Genomic DNA, 24,571 nt, shown 5'->3' with positions numbered 1-24,571 from the left:
TCACGCCGTGTCGAAAGCAGTACAATACGCGGCTTGCTATTTAAGGCGGCCCCAGAGGCGATCTCTGACGCTGCAAACGCAACGTAAATGCACTGAATTAACACTACGAGTGAAGAGTTAGACATGGCGAAGAAACTGCTTATCAAAACCTGGGGTTGTCAGATGAATGAATACGATTCATCCAAGATGGCCGATCTTCTCAACGCCAATGGCGGTTATGAATTAACAGAAGAACCAGCAGAAGCCGATGTACTGCTACTTAACACCTGCTCTATTCGCGAAAAGGCACAGGAAAAAGTCTTCCACCAGCTGGGCCGCTGGAAAACGCTGAAAGACAAAAAGCCAGGCCTGGTGATTGGCGTTGGCGGCTGTGTTGCTACTCAGGAAGGGGATTCCATCCGGGATCGTGCTCCCTATGTCGATGTGATCTTTGGTCCGCAAACGCTGCACCGTCTGCCTGAAATGATCAGCACATCACAGTCTTCCGATGCGCCGGTCATGGATATTTCTTTCCCGGAAATCGAGAAATTCGACCGCCTGCCTGAACCACGGGCCGAAGGCCCTACCGCGTTCGTGTCTATCATGGAAGGTTGCTCCAAATACTGTACTTTCTGTGTGGTGCCATACACCCGTGGTGAAGAAGTCAGCCGCCCGCTGGATGACGTACTGTTTGAAATCGCTCAGCTGGCAGAGCAAGGCGTACGTGAAGTAAACCTGCTGGGCCAGAATGTGAATGCCTTCCGCGGTGAGACACACGATGGCGAGATCGCTTCATTTGCTGAGTTATTGCGCCTGGTGGCAGCAATTGACGGTATCGATCGCATTCGCTATACCACCAGCCACCCGATTGAGTTCACCGACGACATTATTGCCGTTTATGAAGACACGCCGGAAGTGGTCAGCTTCCTGCACCTGCCGGTTCAGAGCGGTTCCGACCGTATCCTGGCGATGATGAAGCGGCCTCATACTGCCATCGAGTATAAATCCAAGATCCGCAAGCTGCGTAAAGCTCGCCCGGACATCACCATCAGCTCCGACTTTATCGTCGCTTTCCCGGGTGAGTCCGATCAGGACTTCCAGGACACCATGAAACTGATCCGCGATGTCGACTTTGACATGAGTTTCAGCTTCATTTATTCAGCCCGCCCCGGGACACCAGCGGCCGATTACCCTTGTGATTTGTCTGAAGACGTGAAGAAAGCGCGTTTGTATGAACTGCAGCAGCAGATCAATGCGCAGGCAATGCGCTACTCCCGCCAGATGCTGGACACTGAACAGCGCATTCTGGTGGAAGGGCCATCGAAAAAGAACATCATGGAGCTGCGCGGCCGTACCGAGAACAACCGTGTGGTGAACTTTGAAGGTTCAGTGGATTTGATCGGCCAATTTGTTGATGTCAGAATCACGGATGTATTCAATAATTCCCTGCGTGGTGAACTTGTCCGTACTGAAGCAGACATGAATCTGCGGATCGCTATGTCTCCCAGCGAGGTCATAGAGAAAACCCGTAAAGAAGATGAAATAGGTGTAGGCGTTTATACTCCTTAATAAGAGGACAGAAATTTCTGCCTGTGCCCAACTATTCCGGCCACCCGTCACAGTGGGTGGCCCACAGAGAGGCAAATCTTGAGCAAAATTATTACTGTTGAACTGAATCTCGAACCCGCCGATAACCACCGCCTGGCCAGCCTTTGCGGTCCTTTCGACGACAATATCAAGCAGCTGGAACGCCGTCTGGGCGTTGAAATTAACCACCGCAGTCACAATTTCAGCATAGTCGGTCAGCCGCACACTGCCGAAGCCACAGCCAATATCCTTAAGAATCTGTATGTTGACACCGCTCCGGTACGCAACGTGATCCCGGATATTGAGCCTGAGCAGATTCATCTCGCCATTAAAGAATCGGGTGTGCTGGAACAAGATGTGAGCTCAAGTATCCCTTACGGCAAAGAAATTCATATCAAGACCAAGAAAGGCGTCATCAAGCCGCGGACACCAAACCAGGCGCAGTACATTGCCAATATGGTTGGTCACGATATCACCTTCGGTATTGGTCCTGCCGGTACGGGGAAAACTTATCTGGCTGTTGCCGCTGCGGTTGATGCGCTGGAGCGCCAGGAAATCCGCCGTATTCTGCTGACCCGCCCTGCCGTAGAAGCCGGTGAAAAACTGGGCTTCCTGCCGGGGGATCTAAGCCAGAAGGTCGATCCGTATCTGCGCCCGCTTTACGATGCCTTGTTCGAAATGCTGGGTTTTGAGCGGGTAGAAAAGCTCATTGAGCGTAATGTCATTGAAGTGGCACCGCTGGCGTACATGCGCGGCCGGACACTGAACGATGCCTTCATTATTCTCGATGAAAGCCAGAATACGACAGTAGAGCAGATGAAAATGTTTCTGACCCGTATCGGCTTTAACTCGCGTGCCGTGATCACAGGTGACGTGACCCAGATCGACTTGCCGCGCGGGGCGCGATCCGGGCTGCGCCATGCCATTGAAGTGCTGGCCGATGTGGATGAAATCAGCTTTAACTTCTTCCAGGCAACTGACGTAGTACGTCACCCTGTTGTAGCTCGTATCGTCCAGGCGTATGAAGCCTGGGAGAGCGAAGATCAGAAACAACGAAAACTGGCTGAACAACGCCGTCGCGACCAGCAGGAAGCGCGTCAGGCCAGTCCTGAAACGGAATAATCATACAGATGGCTATTTATCTGGATTTACAGCTTGCCACCGCTGATGAGAGTGGCATGCCGACTGAGGCTGACTTTCAGCGCTGGCTGGAAGCGGCGGTGACTCCGTTTCAAACCGAAACCGAAGTGACTGTGCGCTTGGTTGATGAAGCCGAAAGCCAGGCACTCAACAGTGAATACCGGGGGAAAGACAAGCCCACCAATGTGCTGTCTTTCCCGTTTGAAGCGCCTCCGGGTGTAGAACTGGAGCTGTTGGGCGATCTGATTATCTGTCGTCAGGTGGTTGAAAGTGAGGCGCGGGAGCAGAGTAAACCCTTGTTTGCCCACTGGGCACATATGGTTGTACACGGCTCACTTCATCTGCTAGGTTATGACCATATTGATGACGAAGAAGCCGAAGAAATGGAAGCCCTGGAAACCGAGATAATGCAAGGTTTAGGGTTTGCCAATCCTTACGAAGCTGACCAATACTAACATCAGCTTCTGGCTGTCTTTGGCTAAGATACTGTCGGCTGCGCCTGTGGCGACGCCGACCTTCCGTGGCTCTGTCCACATATTTGAATAGAAAGCAATGAACGAAGATAACCCCCAAAATTCTGACGGTCCGAGTCGAAAGACCTTCTTTGAACGTATTGGCCAGCTCTTTCAGGGCGAACCTCAGAATAAGGAAGAACTGGTCGATGTGATCCGTGATTCCGAAGAAAATGATCTGATTGATCACCACACACGCGACATGCTCGAAGGTGTGATCCAGATTTCTGAGATGCGGGTTCGGGATATCATGATTCCCCGCTCCCAAATGACCACCATAGAGCGTTCACAGAAGGTTGAAGACCTCATTGATATCATTGTTGATGCCCAGCACTCTCGCTACCCGGTCATCAGTGATGATAAAGACCACGTTGAAGGTATTCTTCTGGCTAAAGATCTGCTGCGCTACCTGCGCCCGGACAGCGAGCCATTTGACCTCAGCGCCATTCTGCGCCCGGCAGTTGTTGTGCCGGAGAGCAAGCGGGTAGATCGCCTGCTGAAAGAATTTCGGGAAGAACGCTACCACATGGCCATAGTGGTCGATGAGTTTGGTGGCGTATCCGGCTTGATCACTATCGAGGATATTCTGGAGCAAATCGTTGGTGAAATCGAAGATGAATTCGACGATGAAGAAGAACAGGACATCCGTCAGTTAAGTAAGCACACCTGGAATGTGAAGGCATTAACCACTATCGATGACTTCAATAAACTGTTCCAGACCAACTTCAGTGCTAACGATATCGACACCATAGGCGGATTGGTCATGACCAGCTTTGGTCACCTGCCAGCCCGTGGTGAAGTGGTCGAACTGGAAGGCTATGCGTTCAAAGTCACCGCCGCAGACAGCCGCCGGGTCATACAATTACAAGTGACAGTGCCGCAGGAGGCACACCAACCAACGATGACGCCCTGATGAGACGAATCGACAATCTAAACCTGACAGGACGGCTGCTACTGGCCGTCCCTTCCGGCGCACTGGCAACCCTGTCTTTCGCCCCTTATAAGCTCTGGTATCTCGCCCCGCTCTCCCTGATTATTTTCTTTACCCTGCTGCAGAATCAACGCCCTAAAACCGCCTTCTGGACAGGTTTATCATGGGGGTTAGGATTATTCGGCAGTGGCGTTTGGTGGGTACATGTCAGCATTGCCGACTTTGGCGGCATGCCCGTCATTGCGGGTCTGTTCCTTATGGCGCTGCTGGTTGGTTATCTGGCGCTCTACCCTGCCTTATTTGGCGCCTTATTTGCCCGGTTCGGACTGGGTCGGCCTTTCCACCAGCTGATGTTGCTGGGCCCGGTGTTCTGGCTGCTGCTGGACTGGGTCAGAGGCTGGTTGTTTACCGGTTTTCCCTGGTTGTGGATGGGTTACGGGCAAATTCACGGCCCGCTGGCCAGTTTCGCGCCGATCCTCGGGGTTGAAGGTCTGACGCTCGCACTGGTGCTGAGTTGTGGTGCGCTGGTTGCCGCCGGCTATTACCGTAACTGGCGCCCCCTGACCGTGCCGGTTCTTGTCTTGCTGCTGGCGTATCAGGCGAAAGGCATTGAATGGGTTCAGACTGAACCGTATAAACCGGTCAAGGTCGCGCTGGTGCAAGGCAATGTCCCGCAGGCACTGAAATGGCAACCTGAGCAACGCTGGCCAACCCTGATGAAATACTTAGATCTCACCCGTGAAAACTGGGATGCTGATATTATCATCTGGCCGGAAGCAGCAATTCCCGCGCTGGAAAAACAGGTAGAGACCTTCCTCAGTCATCTCGATGAAGCCGCCCGTTTAAATCAAAGTGCGGTAATTACAGGTGTGCTAGATAAAACCGAACAGGGTGAGTTTTTCAACAATATACTGACGCTGGGTATCAACCGTGACGGTCAATACCACTACGATACTGCCAGCCGGTACAGCAAGCACCATTTGCTGCCGTTTGGTGAATTTGTACCTTTCGGCGACTTACTGCGTCCGATTGCCCCGTTTTTCAACCTGCCGATGTCATCATTCAGCCGCGGCAGTTTTGTCCAGACCAATCTGGAAGCCAAGGGTTATGCCCTGGCTCCGGCTCTGTGTTATGAAATCGCCTTCAGCGAGCAGGTTCGCCAGAATGTGGGCATGGGCACCGACATGCTGCTGACCCTGTCCAATGATGCCTGGTTCGGCCGCTCCATTGGCCCGCACCAGCACATGGAAATCGCCCAGATGCGGGCTCTGGAAACAGGTAAACCCTTACTGCGTGCCACTAACACGGGCGTGACAGCCGTTGTCGATCACCAGGGTCAGATCATTGCAGAGCTGCCACAGTTCGAAACCGGCGTACTGCGTGCCACTGTAACCCCGACCAAGGGTCTGACGCCCTACACGACGCTGGGCAGCTGGCCATTGTACTTGTATTTACTCTGGTCCGTTGCTGTTTCCTGGCTACTGCTTAAACGCCGCCGGGGCGATTTCAGAGACACCACCCCGCAAGAAGGCGTCCATTAAATCAAACACAGATCCAACCAGACAGGGAGCAACAGGCTCCCTGTCGCTTGTCAGCGGCAGCTGCTTTACGGCGCCAGAGGCTGACGGGTGAATTGGGTGTGTCCACACTTAGTACAGGGCTCAATCGTCCGCACGTGCGTGTACTGTTCATGATGTCCGCACTGCTCGCAGACCAGATTACCCAGGCCAACCACTTCACCGGCTTTATAGATGCCCTGATGCTTGATATCGTCCATGACCTCTAACCATTCCAGCTGTGTCTTATCTGTCACCTCAGCCAACCCTTCCCAAATCGTCTCGGTCACCAGTTTGTAAAACGGACTTTCAGAGAAAGGGGTCGGGCTTTCCTGCACGTTTTGCCCGAATTCTTTCAGATCCCGTTTGAAATATGCACGTATCAGCGCCAGTTCATCTTTGGTCATGTCACTGGCCGCGGTGCGATACTTTTCACTGGTATCAATCCAATGTTTCAGTTCATCAGGGCTATGCTTGAGGGCTTCCGTGATCTCTTCCAACATGGATTCATACGCATCTTTTTCTTTAGCCATGTGAGTTTCTCCTAGGCTTGATCCGCCGGACATAGGCACCCTGACACATAGCGCCGGGTCAGTAACCAGTCCGGCACGGGCAATCCGTGGCTGAATAATGATAATAACCGGCCTATTCGGCCTCAGCTATTGTTGCTACCTTTACCTTTAGTTATTCTATGTCGATTATTTTGACTGTGTTTGTATTAACTCACAACGATTCCGGAAGTCATCGATGCAAGAACAATACCGTCCACAGGACATTGAACCTAAAGTTCAAGCACATTGGGACAACAACCAAACCTTTGTTGTAAGTGAAGACCCTAATAAAGAAAAATTCTACTGTCTCTCCATGTTCCCGTACCCAAGTGGACGTCTGCACATGGGCCACGTGCGTAACTACACCATCGGTGATGTGATTTCCCGTTATCAGCGCCTGCAGGGCAAGAATGTAATGCAGCCAATCGGCTGGGACGCATTCGGTCTGCCAGCAGAGAATGCCGCGGTGAAGAACAACACCGCCCCTGCGCCGTGGACTTACGAAAACATCGACTACATGAAGAACCAGCTGAAATTACTGGGCTTTGGTTACGACTGGAACCGTGAGTTTGCTACCTGCACCCCGGAATACTACCGCTGGGAGCAGGAATTCTTTACCAAGCTGTATAGCAAAGGCCTGGTCTACAAGAAAACCTCTTCCGTAAACTGGTGCCCGAATGACCAGACAGTGCTGGCCAACGAGCAGGTTGAAGACGGCTGCTGCTGGCGTTGTGATACACCAGTAGAGCAAAAAGAAATTCCGCAGTGGTTTATTAAGATCACGGCTTACGCCCAGGAGCTGCTGGACGATCTGGACAACCTGGAAGGCTGGCCTGAGATGGTCAAAACCATGCAGCGCAACTGGATTGGCCGCTCTGAAGGTGTTGAGCTGTCCTTCGCCGTTGAAGGCCAGGACACACCACTGGAAGTCTATACCACACGTCCGGACACCCTGATGGGGGTGACTTACGTCGGCATTGCCGCCGGTCATCCTCTGGCTGATCTGGCCACCAAGAACAATCCTGCACTGGCTGCCTTCATTGAAGAGTGTAAGAACACCAAAGTGGCAGAGGCCGAACTGGCTACCATGGAGAAGAAAGGCATGGCCACTGGCCTGTATGCCGTTCACCCTCTCAATGGCCGCCGCGTGCCTGTCTATGTCGCTAACTTTGTGCTGATGGACTACGGAACAGGCGCTGTGATGGCCGTACCTGCCCATGATCAGCGTGACTTTGAATTCGCCACCAAGTACGGGCTGGATATCGTTCCTGTTATCAAGCCGGCCGACGGCAGCGAACTGGATATCAGTGAAGCAGCTTACACCGAAAAAGGCGTGCTGTTCGACTCTGGCGAATTCGACGGTCTGGATTTCCAGGCGGCGTTCGATGCGATTGCCGCCAAGCTGGAAACCGAAGGTAAAGGCAAGAAAACCGTCAACTTCCGCCTGCGTGACTGGGGGGTTTCCCGCCAGCGTTACTGGGGTGCACCGATTCCTATGGTTACCACCCCGGACGGCGAAGTCCATCCTGTCCCTGCCGATCAGCTACCGGTGATCCTGCCGGAAGATGTGGTGATGGACGGCGTGACCAGCCCGATCAAAGCAGACAAGAGCTGGGCAGAAACCACCTTTAACGGTGAACCGGCGCTGCGCGAAACCGATACCTTCGACACCTTTATGGAATCGTCCTGGTATTACGCGCGTTACTGCTCACCTCAGGCGGACGAAATGCTGAATTCTGATGCCGCCAACTACTGGCTGCCGGTTGACCAGTACATCGGCGGTATTGAACATGCCTGTATGCACCTGCTGTACTCACGTTTCTTCCACAAACTGCTGCGCGACAGCGGTATGGTGACGAGCGACGAGCCATTCAAACAGCTTTTATGTCAGGGTATGGTACTGGCAGATGCCTTCTACTACACCAGCGAAAAAGGCGCCAAAGTCTGGGTATCGCCAACAGAGGTGACTCTGGAGCGTGACGAAAAAGGCCGCATTACCAAAGCCACTGACGAGCAAGGTAACGAACTGGTGCACTCAGGCATGACCAAGATGTCGAAGTCGAAGAACAACGGCATCGACCCGCAGGAAATGGTCGACAAGTACGGCGCGGATACCGTTCGCCTGTTCATGATGTTCGCCTCGCCGGCTGATATGACGCTGGAGTGGCAGGAATCTGGCGTGGAAGGTGCCAACCGCTTCCTGAAACGAGTCTGGAAACTGGTCTTTGAACATTCGGCAAAAGGTGTGGTCGAAGCACTGGATGCTTCAGCACTGAACGCCGATCAGAAAGCGCTGCGCCGTGATGTTCACAAAACCATCGCCAAAGTCAGCGATGATATTGGCCGTCGTCAGACGTTCAACACAGCTATTGCGGCTATCATGGAGCTGATGAACAAGCTGGGTAAAGCACCACAAGACAGCGCCCAGGATCGTGCCCTGCTGGACGAAGCCCTGAAAGCGGTTGTCCGTATGCTGTACCCAATCACCCCGCATATCTGTTTTGAACTGTGGCATGCACTGGGTGAGTCTAAGGTGGATCATGCTGACTGGCCGGTTGCCGATGACAACGCTATGGTGGAAGATGAGAAGCTCATCATAGTTCAGGTTAACGGTAAACTGCGCGCCAAACTGACTGTCGCGGCAGATGCTGGTAAAGATCAGGTAGAAGCGCTGGCACTGTCAGACGAGAACGTCACCAAATTCACCGACGATAAAACTATTCGCAAGGTGATTTACGTGCCGGGCAAGCTGCTGAACATTGTTGCCAACTAACAGGCATACCAACAACGCCTTCCCAGTGGGAAGGCGTTTTCTCTTTCACTCTCGAATTTGTTACTAAGGAGTAGACACGGTGAGCGCAGCGTCATCCCTACTGTCCCGTTTCCGTCTGGTCTTTGTCGTCGTACTGGCGCTGGCCACTGCATCATGCGGCTTCCATTTACGTGGTAACTACATGCTGCCCGACGATATTGCCCGCCTGTCTCTGACCAGCTTTGATAAATACGGCCCGCTGACCCGTATGGTGAAATCCCAGTTCAAACTGCACGGTATTGAAGCCGTTCCGCCATCGTCTCAGGTGCCCAATCTGCATCTGATCAGTGAATCTCAGGGGGAGCGTACCTTATCCTTATACCAGAACAGCCGTGCCGCCGAGTACGAACTGACCTATACCGTCAACTATCAGGTGGTGGTGCCTGAAAAAGGGGCCAAGCGCTTTACCACTAAAGTTAACCGCAGCTTTCTGGATAACCCGTTAACCGCACTGGCAAAGTCGGTGGAACGCGATATGTTGCTCGATGAAATGCGCCAGCAGGCCTCGCGCCAGATTATGCGTCAGCTTGCCCGTCTGACCGCCGACCTGAACCAGTCAGACTCTGACAATGCAGAGCGTTCTGCCAGCGACGCCAATGGCAGTGTCACAACAATTGAGACAGAAACCGATGCCGATAAACAGGCCGCAGATCGGATGTTCGACACCATGGACAGCGCGGCGCAATGAGGATCTACCCGGAACAGCTGGCTGAGCGATTAAAACAGGGGTTAGCCTCCGCTTATCTGCTTGCTGGCAACGAACCTTTGCTGTTACAGGAAACGGCTGACCGGGTGCGGCAACAGGCCAAAGACGCCGGTTTTCTCGAGCGACACAGCCACAGCATAGATAATCAGCTGGACTGGAATGAAGTACTGGATAATTGCCAGGCGCTGAGTTTGTTCTCTTCACGCCAGATCATCGAACTGACCATGCCGGACAGCGGTATCACGGCGACTCAGGCCAAATCACTGCAAACAGTGATTGATGCTTTACATCCGGATATCCTGTTGCTGGTGCAGGGCCCGCGTCTCAATAAAAAACAAGAAAGCAGCGCCTGGTTTAAAGCGCTCACGACTCAGGGGATATATGTGCCCTGCAATACGCCTGATGCCCGTCAGCTACCCCGCTTCATCCAGCAGCGTTGTCAGCAACTGGGGCTGAATGCCGATGCAGAAACCATACAGATACTGGCTCAGTGGCATGAAGGTAACCTGCTGGCACTGGCACAGAGTCTGCACAAACTCACCCTGATTTATCCTGACGGCACCCTGACCGTGCCCCGGATTCAGGAGGCGCTTAGCCGCCATAACCACTACACCCCGTTTCAGCTGCTGGATGCCTTACTGGCCGGTCAGGCAAAACGCAGTCAGCGCATTGTGCGTCAGCTCGAAGCCGAAGGGGTGGAAGCTATTATTATTCTGCGTACCTTGCAACGTGAACTGACCCAGCTGTACCGCATGCAGGAAATGGGTAAACAGGGAATCCCCCTGAACCGGATCCTCGAAAATTTTCGGGTTTGGCAAAACCGGCGTGAACTCTATGTGGGCGCCTTGCACCGATTACCCTTACCTGCTCTGCTAACAGCTATCCAACAACTCAGTCAGCTTGAACGCCAGGCTAAAACCGACTATGACACCAGTATCTGGCCCGGTTTAAGCACATTATGCGCCATGATGTGCGGACTGAGTAAGGGCTTACCTTTGCAGTCCCACTGACACCGCTGGCAAATTATTGTTAAAACTGGCTGATGCTCAAAAAATCTGTACATCACTGCACCACGCAAGCGTCAGCCAGAATTGAGCATGGTATACTCCAGCGTTAAAATGTGAACCCGATCGGCCCACCTGACTCTAATAACAAGAGAAGACTGAATTGAGGGAGACCCCTTTGCAGCTACAAGAACTACACGACTTCGTCATTGACAAAATTGATGACATGAAAGCCCTGGACATAGTCACTCTGGATGTGCGCGGCAAATCCAGCATTACTGATCTCATGGTCGTTTGTACCGGTACTTCAAACCGCCACGTCGCTTCGATTGCAGACAATGTCAACACTGCCTCCAAACTGATAGACTTCCCGCCGTTTGGTATCAGTGGCGAAGAAGACGCTGAATGGGTCGTGGTTGATATGGGAAGCGTCATGCTGCACATCATGCAAGAAGATGCGCGTCAGCTTTACCAACTGGAGAAGCTTTGGGGCTAACTGACGGATGAAGTTGCAACTGATCGCGGTCGGCACAAAAATGCCTAAATGGGTAGAAACCGGCTTTGAGGAATACCGCCGCCGTTTTCCTAAAGATATGCCGCTGGAACTGATTGAAATTACAGCCGGCAAACGGGGTAAAAATGCGGATATAGCCCGTATTCTGCAAAAAGAAGGCGAGGCTATGCTGGCTGCCGTTGCCAAAGGCAACCGCATTGTCACCTTAGATATTCCGGGTAAACGCTGGGACACAGAACAACTGGCCGATCAGATGGAAAGCTGGAAACTGGACGGCCGGGATGTGTCTATACTGATTGGCGGACCTGAAGGTCTGGCACCGGCCTGTAAAGCCGCTGCAGAACAAAGCTGGTCCCTGTCTCCGTTAACGCTGCCACATCCGCTGGTGCGTATTGTGATGGCCGAAAGCCTTTACCGGGCCTGGAGCATCACAGCCAACCACCCATACCACAGGGAATAGACGGCATGCGCAGAAAGCGACTTCAGATCCGGGATCATCAGGCCGAATCGTCTCTGTTTTTCAGACGAGCGGTCTTCTCCTTTGTCGGTATCTTTGCTTTGATTGGTGTGCTGATTGCGAACCTGTATCACATTCAGGTTCGTGAGTTTGAAGATTATCAGACCCGCTCCAATGACAACCGCATCAAAATTGTCCCTGTCTCGCCTAACCGCGGCATGATTTACGACCGTAACGGTGTATTACTGGCCGAAAACAGGCCAGTGTATTCGCTGGAAGTGGTCACAGAGAAAGTCCCGGATCTGGATGATACCTTTGGCCGTCTGAAATCACTGCTGGGGATCACAGAGGAAGAGGTTGAACGCTTTGACAAAGAGCGTCGCCGTACCCGGCGCTTTAACTCTGTACCGCTGCGTAACCAGCTGACCGAAAAAGAAGTCGCCCTTTTCTCCGTTAATCAGCACCGTTTTCCGGGTGTGGAAGTTAAAGCCTACCTGAAACGTTACTACCCTTACGGCGACGCGCTCACCCATGTGCTTGGTTATGTGGCAAAAATCAATGACAGGGATCTAGAGATGCTGGACAGGGAAGAGCGCCTTAACAACTACAAGGCCACCCGGGATATCGGCAAGCTGGGCATTGAAAAATACTATGAAGAGTTGCTGCACGGCACCTCTGGCTACCAGGAAGTCGAAGTCAACAGCCGCGGCCGTATCATCCGCACCCTGAAATATGTACCGCCTGTGCCGGGCAAAGATCTGCGCCTGAATCTGGATATTGGTCTGCAGTTGTATGTTAAAGAGCTGCTGACTGAAAAGAAAATCGACCCGGAAACCGGTGAAGAATACACCAAGCTGAAACGGGGTTCTGTGGTGGTGATGGATCCAGAAGATTCCTCCGTGCTTGCGATGGTTTCCAGCCCGAGTTATGACCCTAACCTGTTCGTACATGGCATTTCTTCGAAACAGTACAACGAATTACTCAATGACAAAGACAGGCCGCTGGTGAACCGGGTTACTCTGGGGATTTACCCGCCGGCCTCAACCGTCAAACCGGCGATTGCTGTGGCAGCCTTAGCCGAAGGCGTCATCACAACACGGACGACACGCAACGATCCTGGCTACTGGAAAATCCCGAACACCAACAGCCGGCCATTCCGTGACTGGCTGCGCTGGGGTCACGGCAAAGTCAGTATCCACAAAGCCATTGAAGAGTCAGTCGATACCTTTTTCTATCAGATTGCCTATGACATGGGGATCGACAGGTTATCATCATGGATGAGCAAGTTTGGCTACGGTGAATATACCGGGATTGATATTGCGGAAGAGAGCAAAGCAAACATGCCTACCCGCGAATGGAAACAGGCACGTTTCCGCCAGCCCTGGTATCAGGGCGACACCATTCCTGTCGGGATCGGGCAAGGGTACTGGACATCAACGCCATTGCAGATAGCCAAAGCGACCACAGTACTGGTCAATGACGGTGTTGTCCGGGCGCCGCATTTGCTGAAAAGCATTATGGATGCCGATGGAGAAATCCCCGCCAAGTACGAAGTTTTTCCGCCCATTTCCGGTGTCGATCCTAAATACTGGCAGGTCGCCAAAGATGGTATGTACCGGGTACTGCATGGCAACCGCGGGACGGCAAGACGCTCTTTCTACGGCGCAGAATACAAAGCTGGCGGTAAATCCGGTTCAGCCCAGGTTTTCGGACTGGCTGAAGATGAAGAATATAATGCCGAAGAGCTTGAAGAACATCTGCGAGACCACGCGCTGTTCACCGCTTTTGCCCCCTTTGAGCACCCTGAATACGTAGTGGCAATGGTGCTTGAAAATGCCGGTGGCGGTTCCAGTAATGGTGGCCCGGTCGCAAGGCAGATTTTTGACCATATGCTGCTCAATCAAGATGACAAAGATAAATCGACATTGGCTGAGGTTTCGCAATGAGTATCATGGCTGCGGCAGGCAGCAAAGCCACCTTGAGTGATCGCCTGCATATCGACGTTCCTTTATTATTGGGGATCCTAACGCTGATGGGATTCGCCCTGGTCGTCATGTACAGTGCCAGCGGCCAGAACCTTGACATGATGGAACGCCAGGCGGTCCGTATGCTGCTGTCTCTGGCGGTGATGTTCATCCTGGCCCAGATTGCCCCTCGCCACTATGAAGCCTGGGCTCCCTATCTGTTCGGGGTCGGCTTACTGCTGCTGGTGGGAGTACTGCTGGTGGGCGAAATTTCCAAAGGGGCACAGCGCTGGCTGGATCTGGGCGTCGTCCGTTTCCAGCCTTCTGAATTGATCAAGCTGGCTGTCCCCTTAATGGTGGCCCGTTTTATCGGAAACCACCCGCTGCCCCCCAGCCTGAAAAATATTATCATCGCAACCCTGATGATTTTCGTGCCAACCATTCTAATTGCCAAACAACCCGATCTGGGCACATCGATCCTGATCGCCGCATCCGGGGTATTTGTGCTTTTTCTGTCCGGCATCAGCTGGCGGATTATTATTTTTGCCGGCATGCTGATCGGTGCGTTCATCCCGGTGCTCTGGTTCTTCCTGATGCATGATTATCAGCGCACCCGGGTACTGACACTGTTTAACCCTGAGTCCGATCCACTCGGCGCGGGTTATCACATCATTCAGTCGAAAATTGCCATTGGTTCAGGCGGTATTACCGGTAAAGGCTGGCTCCACGGCACCCAGTCACAGCTGGAGTTTTTGCCGGAACGCCATACCGACTTCATTTTTGCTGTCATCGCAGAGGAATGGGGACTGTCCGGGGTCATCGGCCTGCTGGCCCTGTATCTGTTCGTTATCGGCCGCGGGCTGCTACTGGCCAGCCGGGCACAAACCGCCTTTGGCCGTATGATGGCAGGCAGTATCGTATTGAGCTTTTTTGTTTATGTATTCGTCAATATTGGCATGGTCAGTGGCTTATTGCCTGTGGTCGGCGTTCCGCTGCCCCTGGTCAGCTACGGCGGCACCTCCATGGTCACCCTGATGGCAGGTTTCGGTATCCTGATGTCTATCCACACCCACAGAAAAATGTTGTCCAAGGCTAACTGATGCACACAGTGTCCAAATCACTCGCTTTTTCACTCAGTGTCACCCTGCTCATGGCAGGGTGCAGCACGACTCACTCCGATCGCTATCAGATAAAAGATGACCACGCGCCAGAGAGTTCCCCCACCCTGGATCACATTGAAGATGCACAGCCAAGGTACGAACCCAAAAGTCTGGCCGGCAATAAAGATTACACGCTGAGAGGCCAGGCCTACGCCATTGTACCGGCCGAGCAGCCTTTTAGCGAAGAAGGGCTGGCCTCATGGTACGGCAAAAAGTTTCATGGTCACAAAACGTCTAACGGCGAAATTTATGACATGTATTCGATGACAGCGGCGCATAAAACCTTACCGTTACCCAGCTATGTCAGAGTCACCAACACCAGCAATGGCAAAAGTGCCATTGTCCGGGTCAATGACCGCGGCCCGTTCCATGAAGGGCGTATCATAGATCTCAGCATGGCAGCGGCCACCAAACTGGATGTGGTGGGTCACGGCACGGCGCCGGTCAAAATTGAGCTGCTGCAGATGCCCAAACCAGACTCTACTGCTGAATGGCAAAGCGCAAATCCCAAATGGTTCTTTGTGCAATTGGCAGCATTCAGTGATCTCAATAAAGCCCAACTCGCCGCTCAGAAGCTCAAATCAGAGTTCAACACCCAGGTTGATGTAAAAAAAGCCGAGTCCGCCGCCGTCTATCGGCTTCGCCTGGGTCCGTACCTCGACTCAGGTGAAGCCGAGATACAAAGAAATAAAGCCAGGGCGAGCCAATTCCCGGAAGCATTTGTCGTTTCTGAACAACGTGAGTTGAACTAATTTGTCAGGGCAAAGTCTGACAAAAGAATGTAAAAATTTCACAAGATCCCTCAATGAACCACTATTCCTCTGGTTGAGAACTGTTTAAACAAGCTCAATCTGATATAGTGGTTCCAATTTTTTGATATCCGTAACCCAAGTAACATATATCATGAATAAATCTGCTGCATTTTTTCGCTCTGTCGCTGTTTCAACCGCTTTACTGACTAGTCTTTCAGCGGCCGCGGCGCCCGCCGTTGTTCCAGAAGCCCCGCAGATAGCCGCTAAAGGTTATGTCCTGATGGATTACCATTCAGGTAAAATTCTTGCCGGGCAACAAGAATACGATAAGATTCCACCTGCAAGCCTGACTAAAATGATGACCAGTTATGTGATCGGTCAGGAAATCAAACGCGGTAACATCTCTATGGATGATACTGTTGTGATCAGCAAAAATGCCTGGGCAAAAAATTTCCCGGGTTCATCAAAAATGTTCATTGAAGTGGGCAGCGAAGTAAAAGTCGCTGACCTTAATCGCGGCATTATTATTCAGTCCGGCAATGATGCCTGTGTGGCCATGGCTGAACATGTCGCCGGTTCAGAAGACTCGTTCGTTGATCTGATGAATGGCTGGGCGAAATCGCTGGGCATGGATTCAACACACTTCGCCAATGTACACGGCCTGGACAACGACAAACTGTACACCACACCTTATGATATGGCCTTGCTGGCACAGGGTCTGATCCGTGATGTGCCGGATGAGTTTGCCATCTATAAAGAAAAATCATTCCGTTACAACGGCATTGAACAGTTTAACCGTAACAGCCTGCTGTGGGACAAAAGCCTGAATGTTGACGGCCTGAAAACCGGCCACACGGACAATGCGGGTTACAGCCTGGTCAGTACCGCCACTGAAGGTCAGATGCGCCTGATTGCGGTTGTGATGGGCACCAAAAGCGCCAATGCCCGTAAGGCTGAGAGTAAGAAGTTACTGAACTACGGTTTCCGCTTCTTCGAAACCGTTTCGCCGCATAAAGCGAACGAAACTTTTGTCACCGAAAAAGTCTGGATGGGCGACAACGATGAAGTCTCCCTGGGCGTCAATCAGGATACTTTCGTGACCTTGCCTCGCGGTTCCGCCAAAGATCTGAAAGCTAACTTTGTGCTGGAAAAAGAGTTAAAAGCGCCTATCCGTAAAGGCGACGTGGTAGGTAAACTTTACTACCGTCTGGGCGATGAAGACGTGGCTGAATACCCGCTTCTGGCGCTCAACGAAGTTAACGAAGGCAGTATTTTCAGCCGCTTAATTGACTACGTAGTCTTACTCTTTAAAGGCTGGCTAAGCTAAGTCACCGCTTTTGATAAAGGACAGCCTCGCTGTCCTTTTTCTTTTTGCCGCTGCGGCCTGCTTCCCAGCCCCTATGCTTGACTTGTGTTATGGACTGCGAGCCATTAATATGCTGCCCTAAATTGTGATATACCGCATACCTTCCTGGGAGTTCAGCATGCAACAGCAAGAACAGCCAAAACTTAAAGATTTACTCGAGTTCCCTTGTCAGTTTTCTTTCAAGGTAATGGGCTTTAACAAGCCTGAGCTGCCTGATTTGGTGGTGGAAGTTGTCCAGCGTCATGCGCCTGGCGATTATACCCCAACCGTTAAACCAAGCGGAAAAGGGACCTACAGTGCCGTGTCTATCACTATCACAGCGACCCATATTGAGCAGGTTGAAACCCTGTATAAAGAGCTGGGTGAAATCGACATTGTTCGTGTCGTGCTCTGATACCTGGTCCTACCGAGCAATTGGCGGCTGAAATTTTAGCCGCCACGATTTATAATGCACCATTATTGGTCTCGAATGGCTCTCAACTGAGACCGACAGACAACATGGGTGAAATGTGCAACGAAATCTCATTGTCCGCAATCTGGGCCTGACAGACTATTCTGTTACTTATGAGGCCATGCATCACTTTACCGCCAACCGTGATGACGACACTGTCGACGAAATCTGGCTGGTTGAGCACCTTCCCGTCTTTACACAGGGTCAGGCTGGCAAAGCTGAACACGTGCTCAATCCCGGCGACATCCCGATTTTTCAGAGTGACCGTGGCGGACAGGTGACCTATCATGGTCCCGGACAACAAATGATGTATCTGTTGATTGACCTGCGTCGCCATAAACTTGGCGTCCGCGAACTGGTCACGCACATTGAAAACACCGTAATCAACACGCTATCCCGCTTCGGTGTAGCATCCAACGCCCGTCCTGATGCACCTGGCGTGTATGTCGACGGTAAAAAAATCTGCTCACTCGGCCTACGTATCCGTCGCGGCTGTTCTTTTCATGGTCTGGCTCTTAATGTCGACATGGATTTAACACCTTTTCTGCGTATTAATCCCTGCGGTTATGCGGGTATGGAAATGACTCAGCTGGCCAGGCTAAATGGCCCTACAGAACTGGCTGACGTGCAACCTGTACTTGTCGATGAGTTAGTGAAACTGCTCGATTACCAGAGCATAGAGTGGACAACGGAAAGCAATTAATCATGAGCAAACCGATCGTAATTGAACCTGGTGTCAAATACCGTGACGCCGATAAAATGGCCCTGATTCCTGTACGTAACATGGAAGCAGAGGAAAAGCCTCGCGAAATGCTGCGTAAGCCAGAGTGGATGAAGATCAAGCTCCCGGCCGACACTCAGCGTATTCAGGAAATCAAAGCGGCGATGCGCAAGAACAACCTCCACTCCGTGTGTGAGGAAGCTTCTTGCCCTAACCTGGCAGAGTGTTTCAGTCACGGTACTGCGACCTTCATGATTCTGGGTGCTATCTGTACTCGTCGTTGTCCGTTCTGCGACGTGGCCCACGGCCGTCCTCTGCCTCCGAATGCCGAAGAGCCGGTACAGCTTTCTCAGACCATTGCCGACATGAAACTACGCTATGTGGTTGTCACCTCGGTTGACCGTGATGATCTCCGTGATGGTGGTGCCCAACACTTTGCTGACTGTATCCGTGAGATTCGGGTGAAAAACCCTGACATCAAAATCGAAACTCTGGTACCCGACTTCCGTGGTCGTATGGATCATGCACTGGAGATCCTGCGCGATAACCCGCCGGATGTCTTCAACCACAACCTGGAAACCGCACCGCGCCTGTACCGCAAGGCCCGCCCGGGTGCCAACTACCAGTGGTCACTGGATCTGCTGAAAAAGTTTGGTGAGATGCATCCTGAAGTGCCGACCAAGTCAGGCCTGATGATGGGACTGGGTGAAACCAAAGAAGAAATTGTGGAAGTACTGAAAGATCTTCGCGCTCACGGTGTCACCATGCTGACACTGGGTCAGTACCTGGCACCAAGCCGACATCACCTGCCGGTTGAGCGTTATGTGCCGCCGTCAGAGTTTGATGAGCTGAAAGAAATCGCGCTGGAACTGGGCTTTACTCATGCTGCCTGTGGCCCGTTTGTTCGCTCTTCCTACCATGCCGATCTGCAGGCAAAAGGCGAAGTAGTGAAATAAAACGCGTGATAGCAGAGAATACCCTTTCTCTTATCCGTACATAAGAAAACGCTTCGGCAATCCTTTCAGATGCCGAAGCGTTTTTTTGTCGTTCTCGTTTTGTCAGTTAACTTTTGTCGCGATAAGAATCAGAAAAAAATTACTTCTGATTATCTTTGTCAATCACAGCGGCTAATACCGGAGCAATACTTTCTAATGCCTCGTCTGTGATCGGTTTTCCGTCTTCATCTGTCACTGTGATCGAAGTCCGGTTACCCAAATCCCCCAGCTGCAACTTATATTCGCGGTTTTCCAACTGCAGAGGCTGAATGCCTAAATCGACCCAGAAGCTGTCATCCGGGTTACGGAAGCTCACATCGATCGTGCCTTGTGAGCGATTGCGCCCGTCGACAGTAAAGCCCAGGGTCTGCAACAGACTTGGCAGGCGTTCCCAGAACACGTTGTAAGGCGCGCGGGCGATAATCACAGGCAAGCCGCTACGATCCTGGCCCATAGTGATTGGGATCTGCTTCACCAGCTCCTCGGCACGTAATCTTGCTTTCTCTCGCTCATAAGCATCGTACTTGGCCATCACCAGGTTGGTCATCAGAATGCTGTAACGCTCCTGATTAACCATACTGACAGGTTTCTCTACACCGGCTTCACGCCAGTCGAGCAGTTTGATGGTATACAGGTTCTGGTCGTTGGCACTGTCACGAGAAATCCGATAGCGACTGCTTATCTCAGTATCTTCATCTTCGTTGTTCCAGTTCACCCACCCGGTTTCAAGCGTCCGGGCCGTATTCACATCAAGAGCAATATTACGCTCAGTTGCCATACGTTTGGTCAGAGTCCACAACTCGTCCAGTTCAGCCGAATTCACTAACTGCAAACTAACGGTACCATCACTGTTGTGCACAGTTCTGGCACCAGGGATCAGGGCCAGAACTTGCTGAGGAGGACGAATATCTACAGCCCTGCCAATCGCGCCCGGGTATTCTTTAGACGGTATCGCATACTCGTTCGACAGCGTCGCTGCTGAGCCGCTAGGGCTGTTCCAGCTGCTTAACGGCGCTGTTTCCAGATAATTAAAATCCTGGTTAGCCTGTCGGCGTCGCTCTGCACTGCCAGAACAGCCAGCCAAAGCAGCCACCATGACAGCTGTAACTGCCAGCCTGTAATTCACATTCATGTAGAGTTCTTACGTTCCTATGCGGTAGCCAGTGAAGGCAGCAGTTTCGCATCTTTCAACGCTTGCAACACCACAGGTTCAGCCTCTTTGCTCAGTGGCGTTAATGGCAAACGCAGTGTGCCGTGCTGAATCAGTCCAAGCTTTTGTGCTGCCCATTTCACCGGAATGGGATTGGACTCAACAAACAGGTGCTTGTGCAGCGGCATCAGTTTAGCATCAATGGCTTTCGCCTCGTCCAGTTCTCCTTTTAAGGCCAACTGGAACATAGTTGCCATATCTGGTGCTGCAATATTCGCCGTCACAGAAATCACGCCGTGACCGCCGCGTGCCACAAATTCCAGACCTGTTGCATCATCACCGCTGAATTGGAGGAAATCTTTGCCACAAAGTTCCCGTGTTTTTTCCACTCGGGCTAAATCACCTGTCGCATCTTTGACGCCGATAATGTTATCCAGCTTAGACAGGCGGGCAACCGTTTCAGGCAACATGTCTACCGACGTACGACCTGGTACGTTATACAGAATCTGAGGCAGATCGGTGGCTTCTGAAATCGCTTTAAAATGCTGATACAAACCTTCCTGAGTCGGTTTGTTGTAATACGGTGTGACGGTCAGGCAAGCTGCTACGCCCGTACCCGAGAATAGTTTGCTAAAAGTGATGGCTTCATGGGTGGCATTAGCGCCTGTACCGGCAATAACAGGGATACGTCCCTGAGCAAAATCGACTGTCTTCAGCACGACTTTGACGTGCTCTTCAACAGTCAGAGTCGCTGACTCACCTGTGGTACCAACAGCGACAATCGCGTCTGTACCCGCTGCAATATGATATTCAACCAAGGATTTCAGGCTGGCGTAATCAACTTCGCCGACTTCATCCAAGGGCGTAACTAGCGCTACCATGCTACCAGTAAACATGTCGATCTCCCTTTTTTATTGATTTCTCATGGTACTTTTCAGTGGCAGTAAACACAAGCAAGTAGAATGTAAAATAGCTGTCATGGCTGGCCATATCCTGTTCGTTAATTCTGTCCTGTGATCCCCTGTCAAAAGTGGATTAAACCAGTGGCTTGCACCATTGCCAGCGAATTTAACAACAAAATATACCAATCATAACAATATCATCATTTGCGCAGGTAACTTCATGGCAGGAGATAAGTTGGCTGTGCTACCATGCAAACATAAAGGTCATCAATGTGAAACTGTATGGAACACTACCTCGTCATCACCGCAATCGGCTCAGATCGCCCGGGTATTACTGATGAAATTACCCGACATATCTCACTCAGCGGCTGCAATATTGAAGACAGCCGACTGGCTATTTTTGGCAGTGAATTTACCTTCATACTTTTACTGTCAGGAACGGCAGCATCGATAGCCAAGGTTGAAGCAACCCTGCCGCTTCAGGCCCAGCAGTTTGATCTGCTGACCGTGATGAAAAGAACCACCAAGCACGAGCACCGCTTTTATCCCTATACCGCCGACTTCCACATTGAAGGCAATGATGCCCCGGGTCTGATAGAAAAGTTCACCCATTTCTGTGCCAGCCGCCAAATAGACATTTCAGCACTCAGTGCTCACTCCCAGGAAGAAGTAGGTAAAGGTGAAGAAGACCAGCTCACCTTACAGCTCAGTACTAATCTGCCTGAAGGTTGCAATCTGATGTCTTTGCAGGAAGAATTTGAAGCCCTGTGCCAGACAGTGCAAGTCACAGGCACAGTGACATTTACCGGCCATTTACCCAAGTAACCTCCGAATGATAAGGAACGACACATGCAAACCTTGACTGCAGGTACTCCTGCGCCTGACTTCACTCTGCCAGATCAGAATGGTGCGCCTGTCAGCCTGAAAGACTTCAAAGGTAAAAAAGTACTCGCTTATTTTTATCCTAAGGCCATGACCCCGGGCTGTACCGTACAAGCCTGCGGATTACGCGACAGCAAATCGGAGCTGGATGCGCTGAACGTCGCTGTACTGGGTATCAGTATTGATCCGGTCAAACGCCTGCCTAAATTCATTGAGCGCGACAACCTGAACTTCACTCTGCTCTCTGATGAAGATCATGCTGTTGCCGAACAGTTTGGCGTATGGGGCGAGAAAAAGTTCATGGGCAAAGTGTACGATGGCCTGCACCGTATCAGCTTTCTGATTAACGAAGACGGTGTCATTGAACATGTCTTTAATAAATTCAAAACCAAAGATCACCACGAAGTCGTGCTGGCTTATCTGAACGGTAACAGCTAGTCCTGCGGACACTCAGCAAAGGCCGTCAGCTCGGCCTTTGTGCTTTCAGCGTCATTGCCCTGAATTGGTCACTTTTCGGGCCCCGATAACCATGGCTATCCCTCCCAGAATCGCCATCGAAGCGACCAGCAATCGTAGTGTCACGGGCTCCGATAACATCAGCACACCACCGACAGCCGCCAAAACAGGCACGCTGAGCTGAACGGTAGCCGCTATCATTGCGCTCAGCGAAGGTAAGACAGTATACCAAATCGCATAACCGACGCCTGAGGCTAGCCCACCAGAAAGCACGGCATACCACACCCCGAGCACATCCAGCTCAGTTTTCCCCCATATCAACCAGCATGCCAGACCAAATGGCACAGCACGCAAAAAGTTCCCTGCCGTCGTCTGGAGCGGATCTGTGGCACCTTTACCTCGCAGGGTATAGGCTCCCCAAGCCACCCCCGCCATCAGCATCAGAACAGCTCCCTGCCAGGAAGGCGCTGACACCCCGGGTAACAAAAGTACCACCAGCCCTGCCAAGGCAAGTGTAAAACCAATCACTTGCAAGGAGGTCAGCCTTTCACCTTTGCTCAGCGCAACGGCCATCATGGTGATTTGCACCGCGGCAAACAGCAGTAATGCACCAGTCGCTGCTGTCAGACTGAGGTAAGCAAAAGAAAAGCCGGCTGCATAGATGAAGAGTGCCAGCGCAGACAGCCAGTTGCCGCCCACACTCGCTCTGTGTTTCTTACTTGAATGACGGTAAGCGTGAATGAGCCATAAAAACAGAGCCCCCGCCAGTAAACGAATCAGAGTAAAACTGGCGGGATCAATTGTCGTGTCAGACAAGGCCACCCGGTTAAGCAGTGAATTGGCAGCAAAGGCCAGCATCGCCAGCCCGGTCAGCAGTAATATCTTCACGGATATATTCACGTAACTTCCCTGTGCGATGACTAGCTGTGCGCTGACTAGCTAAGTGATGGTTAATCGGTTTCTTCGCCATGATCTGTGGCCGGTAATGCATTCCAAACGGCCTTCACCAGTGTGGCTAACGGAATCGCAAAGAACACCCCCCAGAAGCCCCATAACCCGCCAAAGACCAGCACGGAAATAATGATAGCGACCGGATGAAGATTCACCGCTTCAGAAAAGAGGACAGGCACCAGCACATTACCATCCAGCGTCTGAATAATGCCGTAGGCCACCAGCAGCCACCAGAAGTCTGGCGTCAGCCCCCACTGGAACAGCCCGACCATAGCGACAGGCAAAGTCACCGCTGCCGCGCCTATATATGGAATCAATACCGAGAAACCCACCAGCACAGCCAGTAACAAGGCATAACGCAAATCAAGCAGCGCAAAAGTGATGTAACTGACAGTACCGACAATAAAAATTTCAGTGACCTTACCGCGGATATAATTCGAAATCTGCTGGTTCATCTCAGCGCCGACCTTACTGGCCAGGCGACGGTTGCGAGGCAGTATGCGGCTGAAAGCACTGAGCATCTCATCCTTGTCTTTCAGCAAGAAAAAGACCAGTAAGGGCACCAGAATCAGATAGACAGCCAGTGTCGCCAGGCTCAACAGCGATGCCACTGAGCCTTTCAGAGCACTCTCGCCCATACCCAGCACTTTTGCACGAAGGCTGGTCATCACAGTCGTTATCTGCTCCGGCTGAACCAGTTCAGGGTATCGCTCTGGCAGGCTGGACACATAATGCTGCAGATCGTTAAACATACTCGGCATATCAGAAAGCAAATTACTGATCTGATGCCAAATAACAGGAATCAACACGAAAACGGCCATCACCATTAACCCGGCGAACAGCAATATGACCAGAGTGACGGCCAGCGTTCGTGGCACTTTCATCCGGGTCAGATACATCACCGGCCATTCCAGTAAGTAAGCGAGCACTATTGCAGCAAGCAAAGGCGCGATGAGGTTGCCGAAAAAATAGATGGTGATGAAGCCCACCAAGAGGATCGCCACCAAACTGACCGCGTGGGGGTCAGAAAATCTGCGCTGATACCAGCGACTAATCATTTCGAGCATATGAG

Annotated in this window: 24 protein-coding genes; 19 read left to right on the top strand and 5 right to left on the bottom strand. The window is 51.8% G+C overall.

Annotated features, from left to right (window positions below; genetic code table 11):
• Window positions 1-123: 123 nt before the first annotated feature.
• From miaB to lnt, 5 genes are all read left to right on the top strand, one after another.
• The gene (gene miaB, locus IFO68_RS03295; protein ID WP_192014597.1) at window positions 124-1,548 is read left to right on the top strand and encodes a tRNA (N6-isopentenyl adenosine(37)-C2)-methylthiotransferase MiaB; all 1,425 of its coding nucleotides are present in this window, start codon (window positions 124-126) and stop codon (window positions 1,546-1,548) included.
• Window positions 1,549-1,623: 75 nt separating this feature from the next.
• Window positions 1,624-2,688: a PhoH family protein gene (locus IFO68_RS03290; protein ID WP_192015030.1), complete on the top strand. Its 1,065-nt coding sequence runs from the start codon at window positions 1,624-1,626 to the stop codon at window positions 2,686-2,688.
• 8 nt (window positions 2,689-2,696) lie between these two features.
• Complete coding sequence (ybeY, locus tag IFO68_RS03285) at window positions 2,697-3,161, top strand: rRNA maturation RNase YbeY (protein WP_192014596.1); 465 nt, start codon at window positions 2,697-2,699, stop codon at window positions 3,159-3,161.
• A gap of 97 nt (window positions 3,162-3,258) precedes the next feature.
• A complete protein-coding gene (corC, locus tag IFO68_RS03280) occupies window positions 3,259-4,131 on the top strand; it encodes a CNNM family magnesium/cobalt transport protein CorC (protein WP_192014595.1) in 873 nt (290 codons plus the stop codon).
• On the top strand, window positions 4,131-5,690 hold the full coding sequence (lnt, locus tag IFO68_RS03275; protein WP_192014594.1) for an apolipoprotein N-acyltransferase: 1,560 nt from the start codon (window positions 4,131-4,133) through the stop codon (window positions 5,688-5,690). The genes corC and lnt overlap by 1 nt, the downstream gene beginning before the upstream one ends.
• Window positions 5,691-5,755: 65 nt before the next feature.
• Here lnt and IFO68_RS03270 read toward each other — a convergent pair whose 3' ends face one another.
• Window positions 5,756-6,238, bottom strand: coding sequence for a zinc ribbon-containing protein (locus tag IFO68_RS03270; protein ID WP_027253806.1), 483 nt, complete (start codon window positions 6,236-6,238; stop codon window positions 5,756-5,758).
• 214 nt (window positions 6,239-6,452) lie between these two features.
• On the opposite strand from IFO68_RS03270, the gene leuS reads away from it, so the two are divergent.
• From leuS to lipA, 12 genes are all read left to right on the top strand, one after another.
• Complete coding sequence (gene leuS, locus IFO68_RS03265; RefSeq protein WP_192014593.1) at window positions 6,453-9,029, top strand: leucine--tRNA ligase; 2,577 nt, start codon at window positions 6,453-6,455, stop codon at window positions 9,027-9,029.
• A 79-nt stretch (window positions 9,030-9,108) separates the two neighbouring features.
• Window positions 9,109-9,756 carry an LPS-assembly lipoprotein LptE gene (locus tag IFO68_RS03260; RefSeq protein WP_237794733.1) on the top strand — a complete coding sequence of 216 codons (648 nt, stop codon included), beginning with the start codon at window positions 9,109-9,111 and terminating at the stop codon, window positions 9,754-9,756.
• Entirely contained in the window at window positions 9,753-10,784 is a 1,032-nt protein-coding gene (holA, locus tag IFO68_RS03255) for a DNA polymerase III subunit delta (RefSeq protein WP_192014592.1), read from the top strand. Before IFO68_RS03260 ends, holA begins: the two co-directional genes overlap by 4 nt.
• Window positions 10,785-10,956: 172 nt before the next feature.
• Window positions 10,957-11,274 carry a ribosome silencing factor gene (gene rsfS, locus IFO68_RS03250; protein ID WP_192014591.1) on the top strand — a complete coding sequence of 106 codons (318 nt, stop codon included), beginning with the start codon at window positions 10,957-10,959 and terminating at the stop codon, window positions 11,272-11,274.
• 7 nt (window positions 11,275-11,281) lie between these two features.
• On the top strand, window positions 11,282-11,752 hold the full coding sequence (gene rlmH / locus IFO68_RS03245; protein ID WP_192014590.1) for a 23S rRNA (pseudouridine(1915)-N(3))-methyltransferase RlmH: 471 nt from the start codon (window positions 11,282-11,284) through the stop codon (window positions 11,750-11,752).
• A 5-nt stretch (window positions 11,753-11,757) separates the two neighbouring features.
• Window positions 11,758-13,695, top strand: a complete 1,938-nt coding sequence (mrdA, locus tag IFO68_RS03240) for a penicillin-binding protein 2 (RefSeq protein WP_192014589.1) — start codon at window positions 11,758-11,760, stop codon at window positions 13,693-13,695.
• Window positions 13,692-14,813 (top strand): peptidoglycan glycosyltransferase MrdB, encoded by a 1,122-nt coding sequence (gene mrdB / locus IFO68_RS03235; protein ID WP_192014588.1) that lies wholly within the window; start codon window positions 13,692-13,694, stop codon window positions 14,811-14,813. Before mrdA ends, mrdB begins: the two co-directional genes overlap by 4 nt.
• Window positions 14,813-15,625 (top strand): septal ring lytic transglycosylase RlpA family protein, encoded by an 813-nt coding sequence (locus IFO68_RS03230; protein ID WP_192014587.1) that lies wholly within the window; start codon window positions 14,813-14,815, stop codon window positions 15,623-15,625. The genes mrdB and IFO68_RS03230 overlap by 1 nt, the downstream gene beginning before the upstream one ends.
• A 151-nt stretch (window positions 15,626-15,776) precedes the next feature.
• Complete coding sequence (locus IFO68_RS03225; RefSeq protein ID WP_192014586.1) at window positions 15,777-16,952, top strand: serine hydrolase; 1,176 nt, start codon at window positions 15,777-15,779, stop codon at window positions 16,950-16,952.
• Between the two features lie 157 nt (window positions 16,953-17,109).
• Entirely contained in the window at window positions 17,110-17,385 is a 276-nt protein-coding gene (gene ybeD, locus IFO68_RS03220; protein ID WP_192014585.1) for a DUF493 family protein YbeD, read from the top strand.
• A 115-nt stretch (window positions 17,386-17,500) separates the two neighbouring features.
• Window positions 17,501-18,145 carry a lipoyl(octanoyl) transferase LipB gene (gene lipB / locus IFO68_RS03215; RefSeq protein WP_192014584.1) on the top strand — a complete coding sequence of 215 codons (645 nt, stop codon included), beginning with the start codon at window positions 17,501-17,503 and terminating at the stop codon, window positions 18,143-18,145.
• 2 nt (window positions 18,146-18,147) lie between these two features.
• Complete coding sequence (gene lipA / locus IFO68_RS03210; protein WP_192014583.1) at window positions 18,148-19,119, top strand: lipoyl synthase; 972 nt, start codon at window positions 18,148-18,150, stop codon at window positions 19,117-19,119.
• A 139-nt stretch (window positions 19,120-19,258) separates the two neighbouring features.
• On the opposite strand, the gene bamC is transcribed toward lipA, so the two are convergent.
• Window positions 19,259-20,290 carry an outer membrane protein assembly factor BamC gene (gene bamC, locus IFO68_RS03205; RefSeq protein WP_192014582.1) on the bottom strand — a complete coding sequence of 344 codons (1,032 nt, stop codon included), beginning with the start codon at window positions 20,288-20,290 and terminating at the stop codon, window positions 19,259-19,261.
• A 17-nt stretch (window positions 20,291-20,307) separates the two neighbouring features.
• A complete protein-coding gene (gene dapA, locus IFO68_RS03200) occupies window positions 20,308-21,204 on the bottom strand; it encodes a 4-hydroxy-tetrahydrodipicolinate synthase (RefSeq protein ID WP_027253793.1) in 897 nt (298 codons plus the stop codon).
• A 288-nt stretch (window positions 21,205-21,492) separates the two neighbouring features.
• Here dapA and IFO68_RS03195 point away from each other — a divergent pair, with 288 nt between their 5' ends.
• Both IFO68_RS03195 and bcp read left to right on the top strand, forming a co-directional pair.
• Window positions 21,493-22,035: a glycine cleavage system transcriptional repressor gene (locus IFO68_RS03195; RefSeq protein WP_192014581.1), complete on the top strand. Its 543-nt coding sequence runs from the start codon at window positions 21,493-21,495 to the stop codon at window positions 22,033-22,035.
• A 24-nt stretch (window positions 22,036-22,059) separates the two neighbouring features.
• Complete coding sequence (gene bcp, locus IFO68_RS03190; RefSeq protein ID WP_192014580.1) at window positions 22,060-22,530, top strand: thioredoxin-dependent thiol peroxidase; 471 nt, start codon at window positions 22,060-22,062, stop codon at window positions 22,528-22,530.
• Between the two features lie 51 nt (window positions 22,531-22,581).
• Here bcp and IFO68_RS03185 read toward each other — a convergent pair whose 3' ends face one another.
• Together IFO68_RS03185 and IFO68_RS03180 are read right to left on the bottom strand one after the other, a co-directional pair.
• Entirely contained in the window at window positions 22,582-23,448 is an 867-nt protein-coding gene (locus IFO68_RS03185; protein ID WP_336510252.1) for a DMT family transporter, read from the bottom strand.
• Between the two features lie 50 nt (window positions 23,449-23,498).
• Entirely contained in the window at window positions 23,499-24,566 is a 1,068-nt protein-coding gene (locus IFO68_RS03180) for an AI-2E family transporter (RefSeq protein ID WP_192014579.1), read from the bottom strand.
• Window positions 24,567-24,571: the final 5 nt, after the last annotated feature.

Source organism: Photobacterium arenosum, from assembly GCF_014841115.1.
GTDB lineage: Bacteria > Pseudomonadota > Gammaproteobacteria > Enterobacterales > Vibrionaceae > Photobacterium > Photobacterium arenosum.
The sequence above is the reverse complement of the archived record's forward strand: the minus strand, read 5'-3'. Positions and strand labels throughout refer to the sequence as shown.

What these genes read in the sequence shown, in the direction of transcription:
- corC (WP_192014595.1), top strand. Translation starts at nt 3,259, where the DNA reads ATGAACGAAGATAACCCCCAAAATTCTGACGGTCCGAGTCGAAAGACC.
- bcp (WP_192014580.1), top strand. Translation starts at nt 22,060, where the DNA reads ATGCAAACCTTGACTGCAGGTACTCCTGCGCCTGACTTCACTCTGCCA.
- miaB (WP_192014597.1), top strand. Translation starts at nt 124, where the DNA reads ATGGCGAAGAAACTGCTTATCAAAACCTGGGGTTGTCAGATGAATGAA.
- lipA (WP_192014583.1), top strand. Translation starts at nt 18,148, where the DNA reads ATGAGCAAACCGATCGTAATTGAACCTGGTGTCAAATACCGTGACGCC.
- dapA (WP_027253793.1), bottom strand. Translation starts at nt 21,204, where the DNA reads ATGTTTACTGGTAGCATGGTAGCGCTAGTTACGCCCTTGGATGAAGTC.
- rlmH (WP_192014590.1), top strand. Translation starts at nt 11,282, where the DNA reads ATGAAGTTGCAACTGATCGCGGTCGGCACAAAAATGCCTAAATGGGTA.
- holA (WP_192014592.1), top strand. Translation starts at nt 9,753, where the DNA reads ATGAGGATCTACCCGGAACAGCTGGCTGAGCGATTAAAACAGGGGTTA.
- bamC (WP_192014582.1), bottom strand. Translation starts at nt 20,290, where the DNA reads ATGAATGTGAATTACAGGCTGGCAGTTACAGCTGTCATGGTGGCTGCT.
- mrdA (WP_192014589.1), top strand. Translation starts at nt 11,758, where the DNA reads ATGCGCAGAAAGCGACTTCAGATCCGGGATCATCAGGCCGAATCGTCT.
- IFO68_RS03270 (WP_027253806.1), bottom strand. Translation starts at nt 6,238, where the DNA reads ATGGCTAAAGAAAAAGATGCGTATGAATCCATGTTGGAAGAGATCACG.
- IFO68_RS03195 (WP_192014581.1), top strand. Translation starts at nt 21,493, where the DNA reads ATGGAACACTACCTCGTCATCACCGCAATCGGCTCAGATCGCCCGGGT.
- IFO68_RS03180 (WP_192014579.1), bottom strand. Translation starts at nt 24,566, where the DNA reads ATGCTCGAAATGATTAGTCGCTGGTATCAGCGCAGATTTTCTGACCCC.
- ybeD (WP_192014585.1), top strand. Translation starts at nt 17,110, where the DNA reads ATGCAACAGCAAGAACAGCCAAAACTTAAAGATTTACTCGAGTTCCCT.
- lnt (WP_192014594.1), top strand. Translation starts at nt 4,131, where the DNA reads ATGAGACGAATCGACAATCTAAACCTGACAGGACGGCTGCTACTGGCC.
- mrdB (WP_192014588.1), top strand. Translation starts at nt 13,692, where the DNA reads ATGAGTATCATGGCTGCGGCAGGCAGCAAAGCCACCTTGAGTGATCGC.
- ybeY (WP_192014596.1), top strand. Translation starts at nt 2,697, where the DNA reads ATGGCTATTTATCTGGATTTACAGCTTGCCACCGCTGATGAGAGTGGC.
- IFO68_RS03230 (WP_192014587.1), top strand. Translation starts at nt 14,813, where the DNA reads ATGCACACAGTGTCCAAATCACTCGCTTTTTCACTCAGTGTCACCCTG.
- leuS (WP_192014593.1), top strand. Translation starts at nt 6,453, where the DNA reads ATGCAAGAACAATACCGTCCACAGGACATTGAACCTAAAGTTCAAGCA.
- IFO68_RS03225 (WP_192014586.1), top strand. Translation starts at nt 15,777, where the DNA reads ATGAATAAATCTGCTGCATTTTTTCGCTCTGTCGCTGTTTCAACCGCT.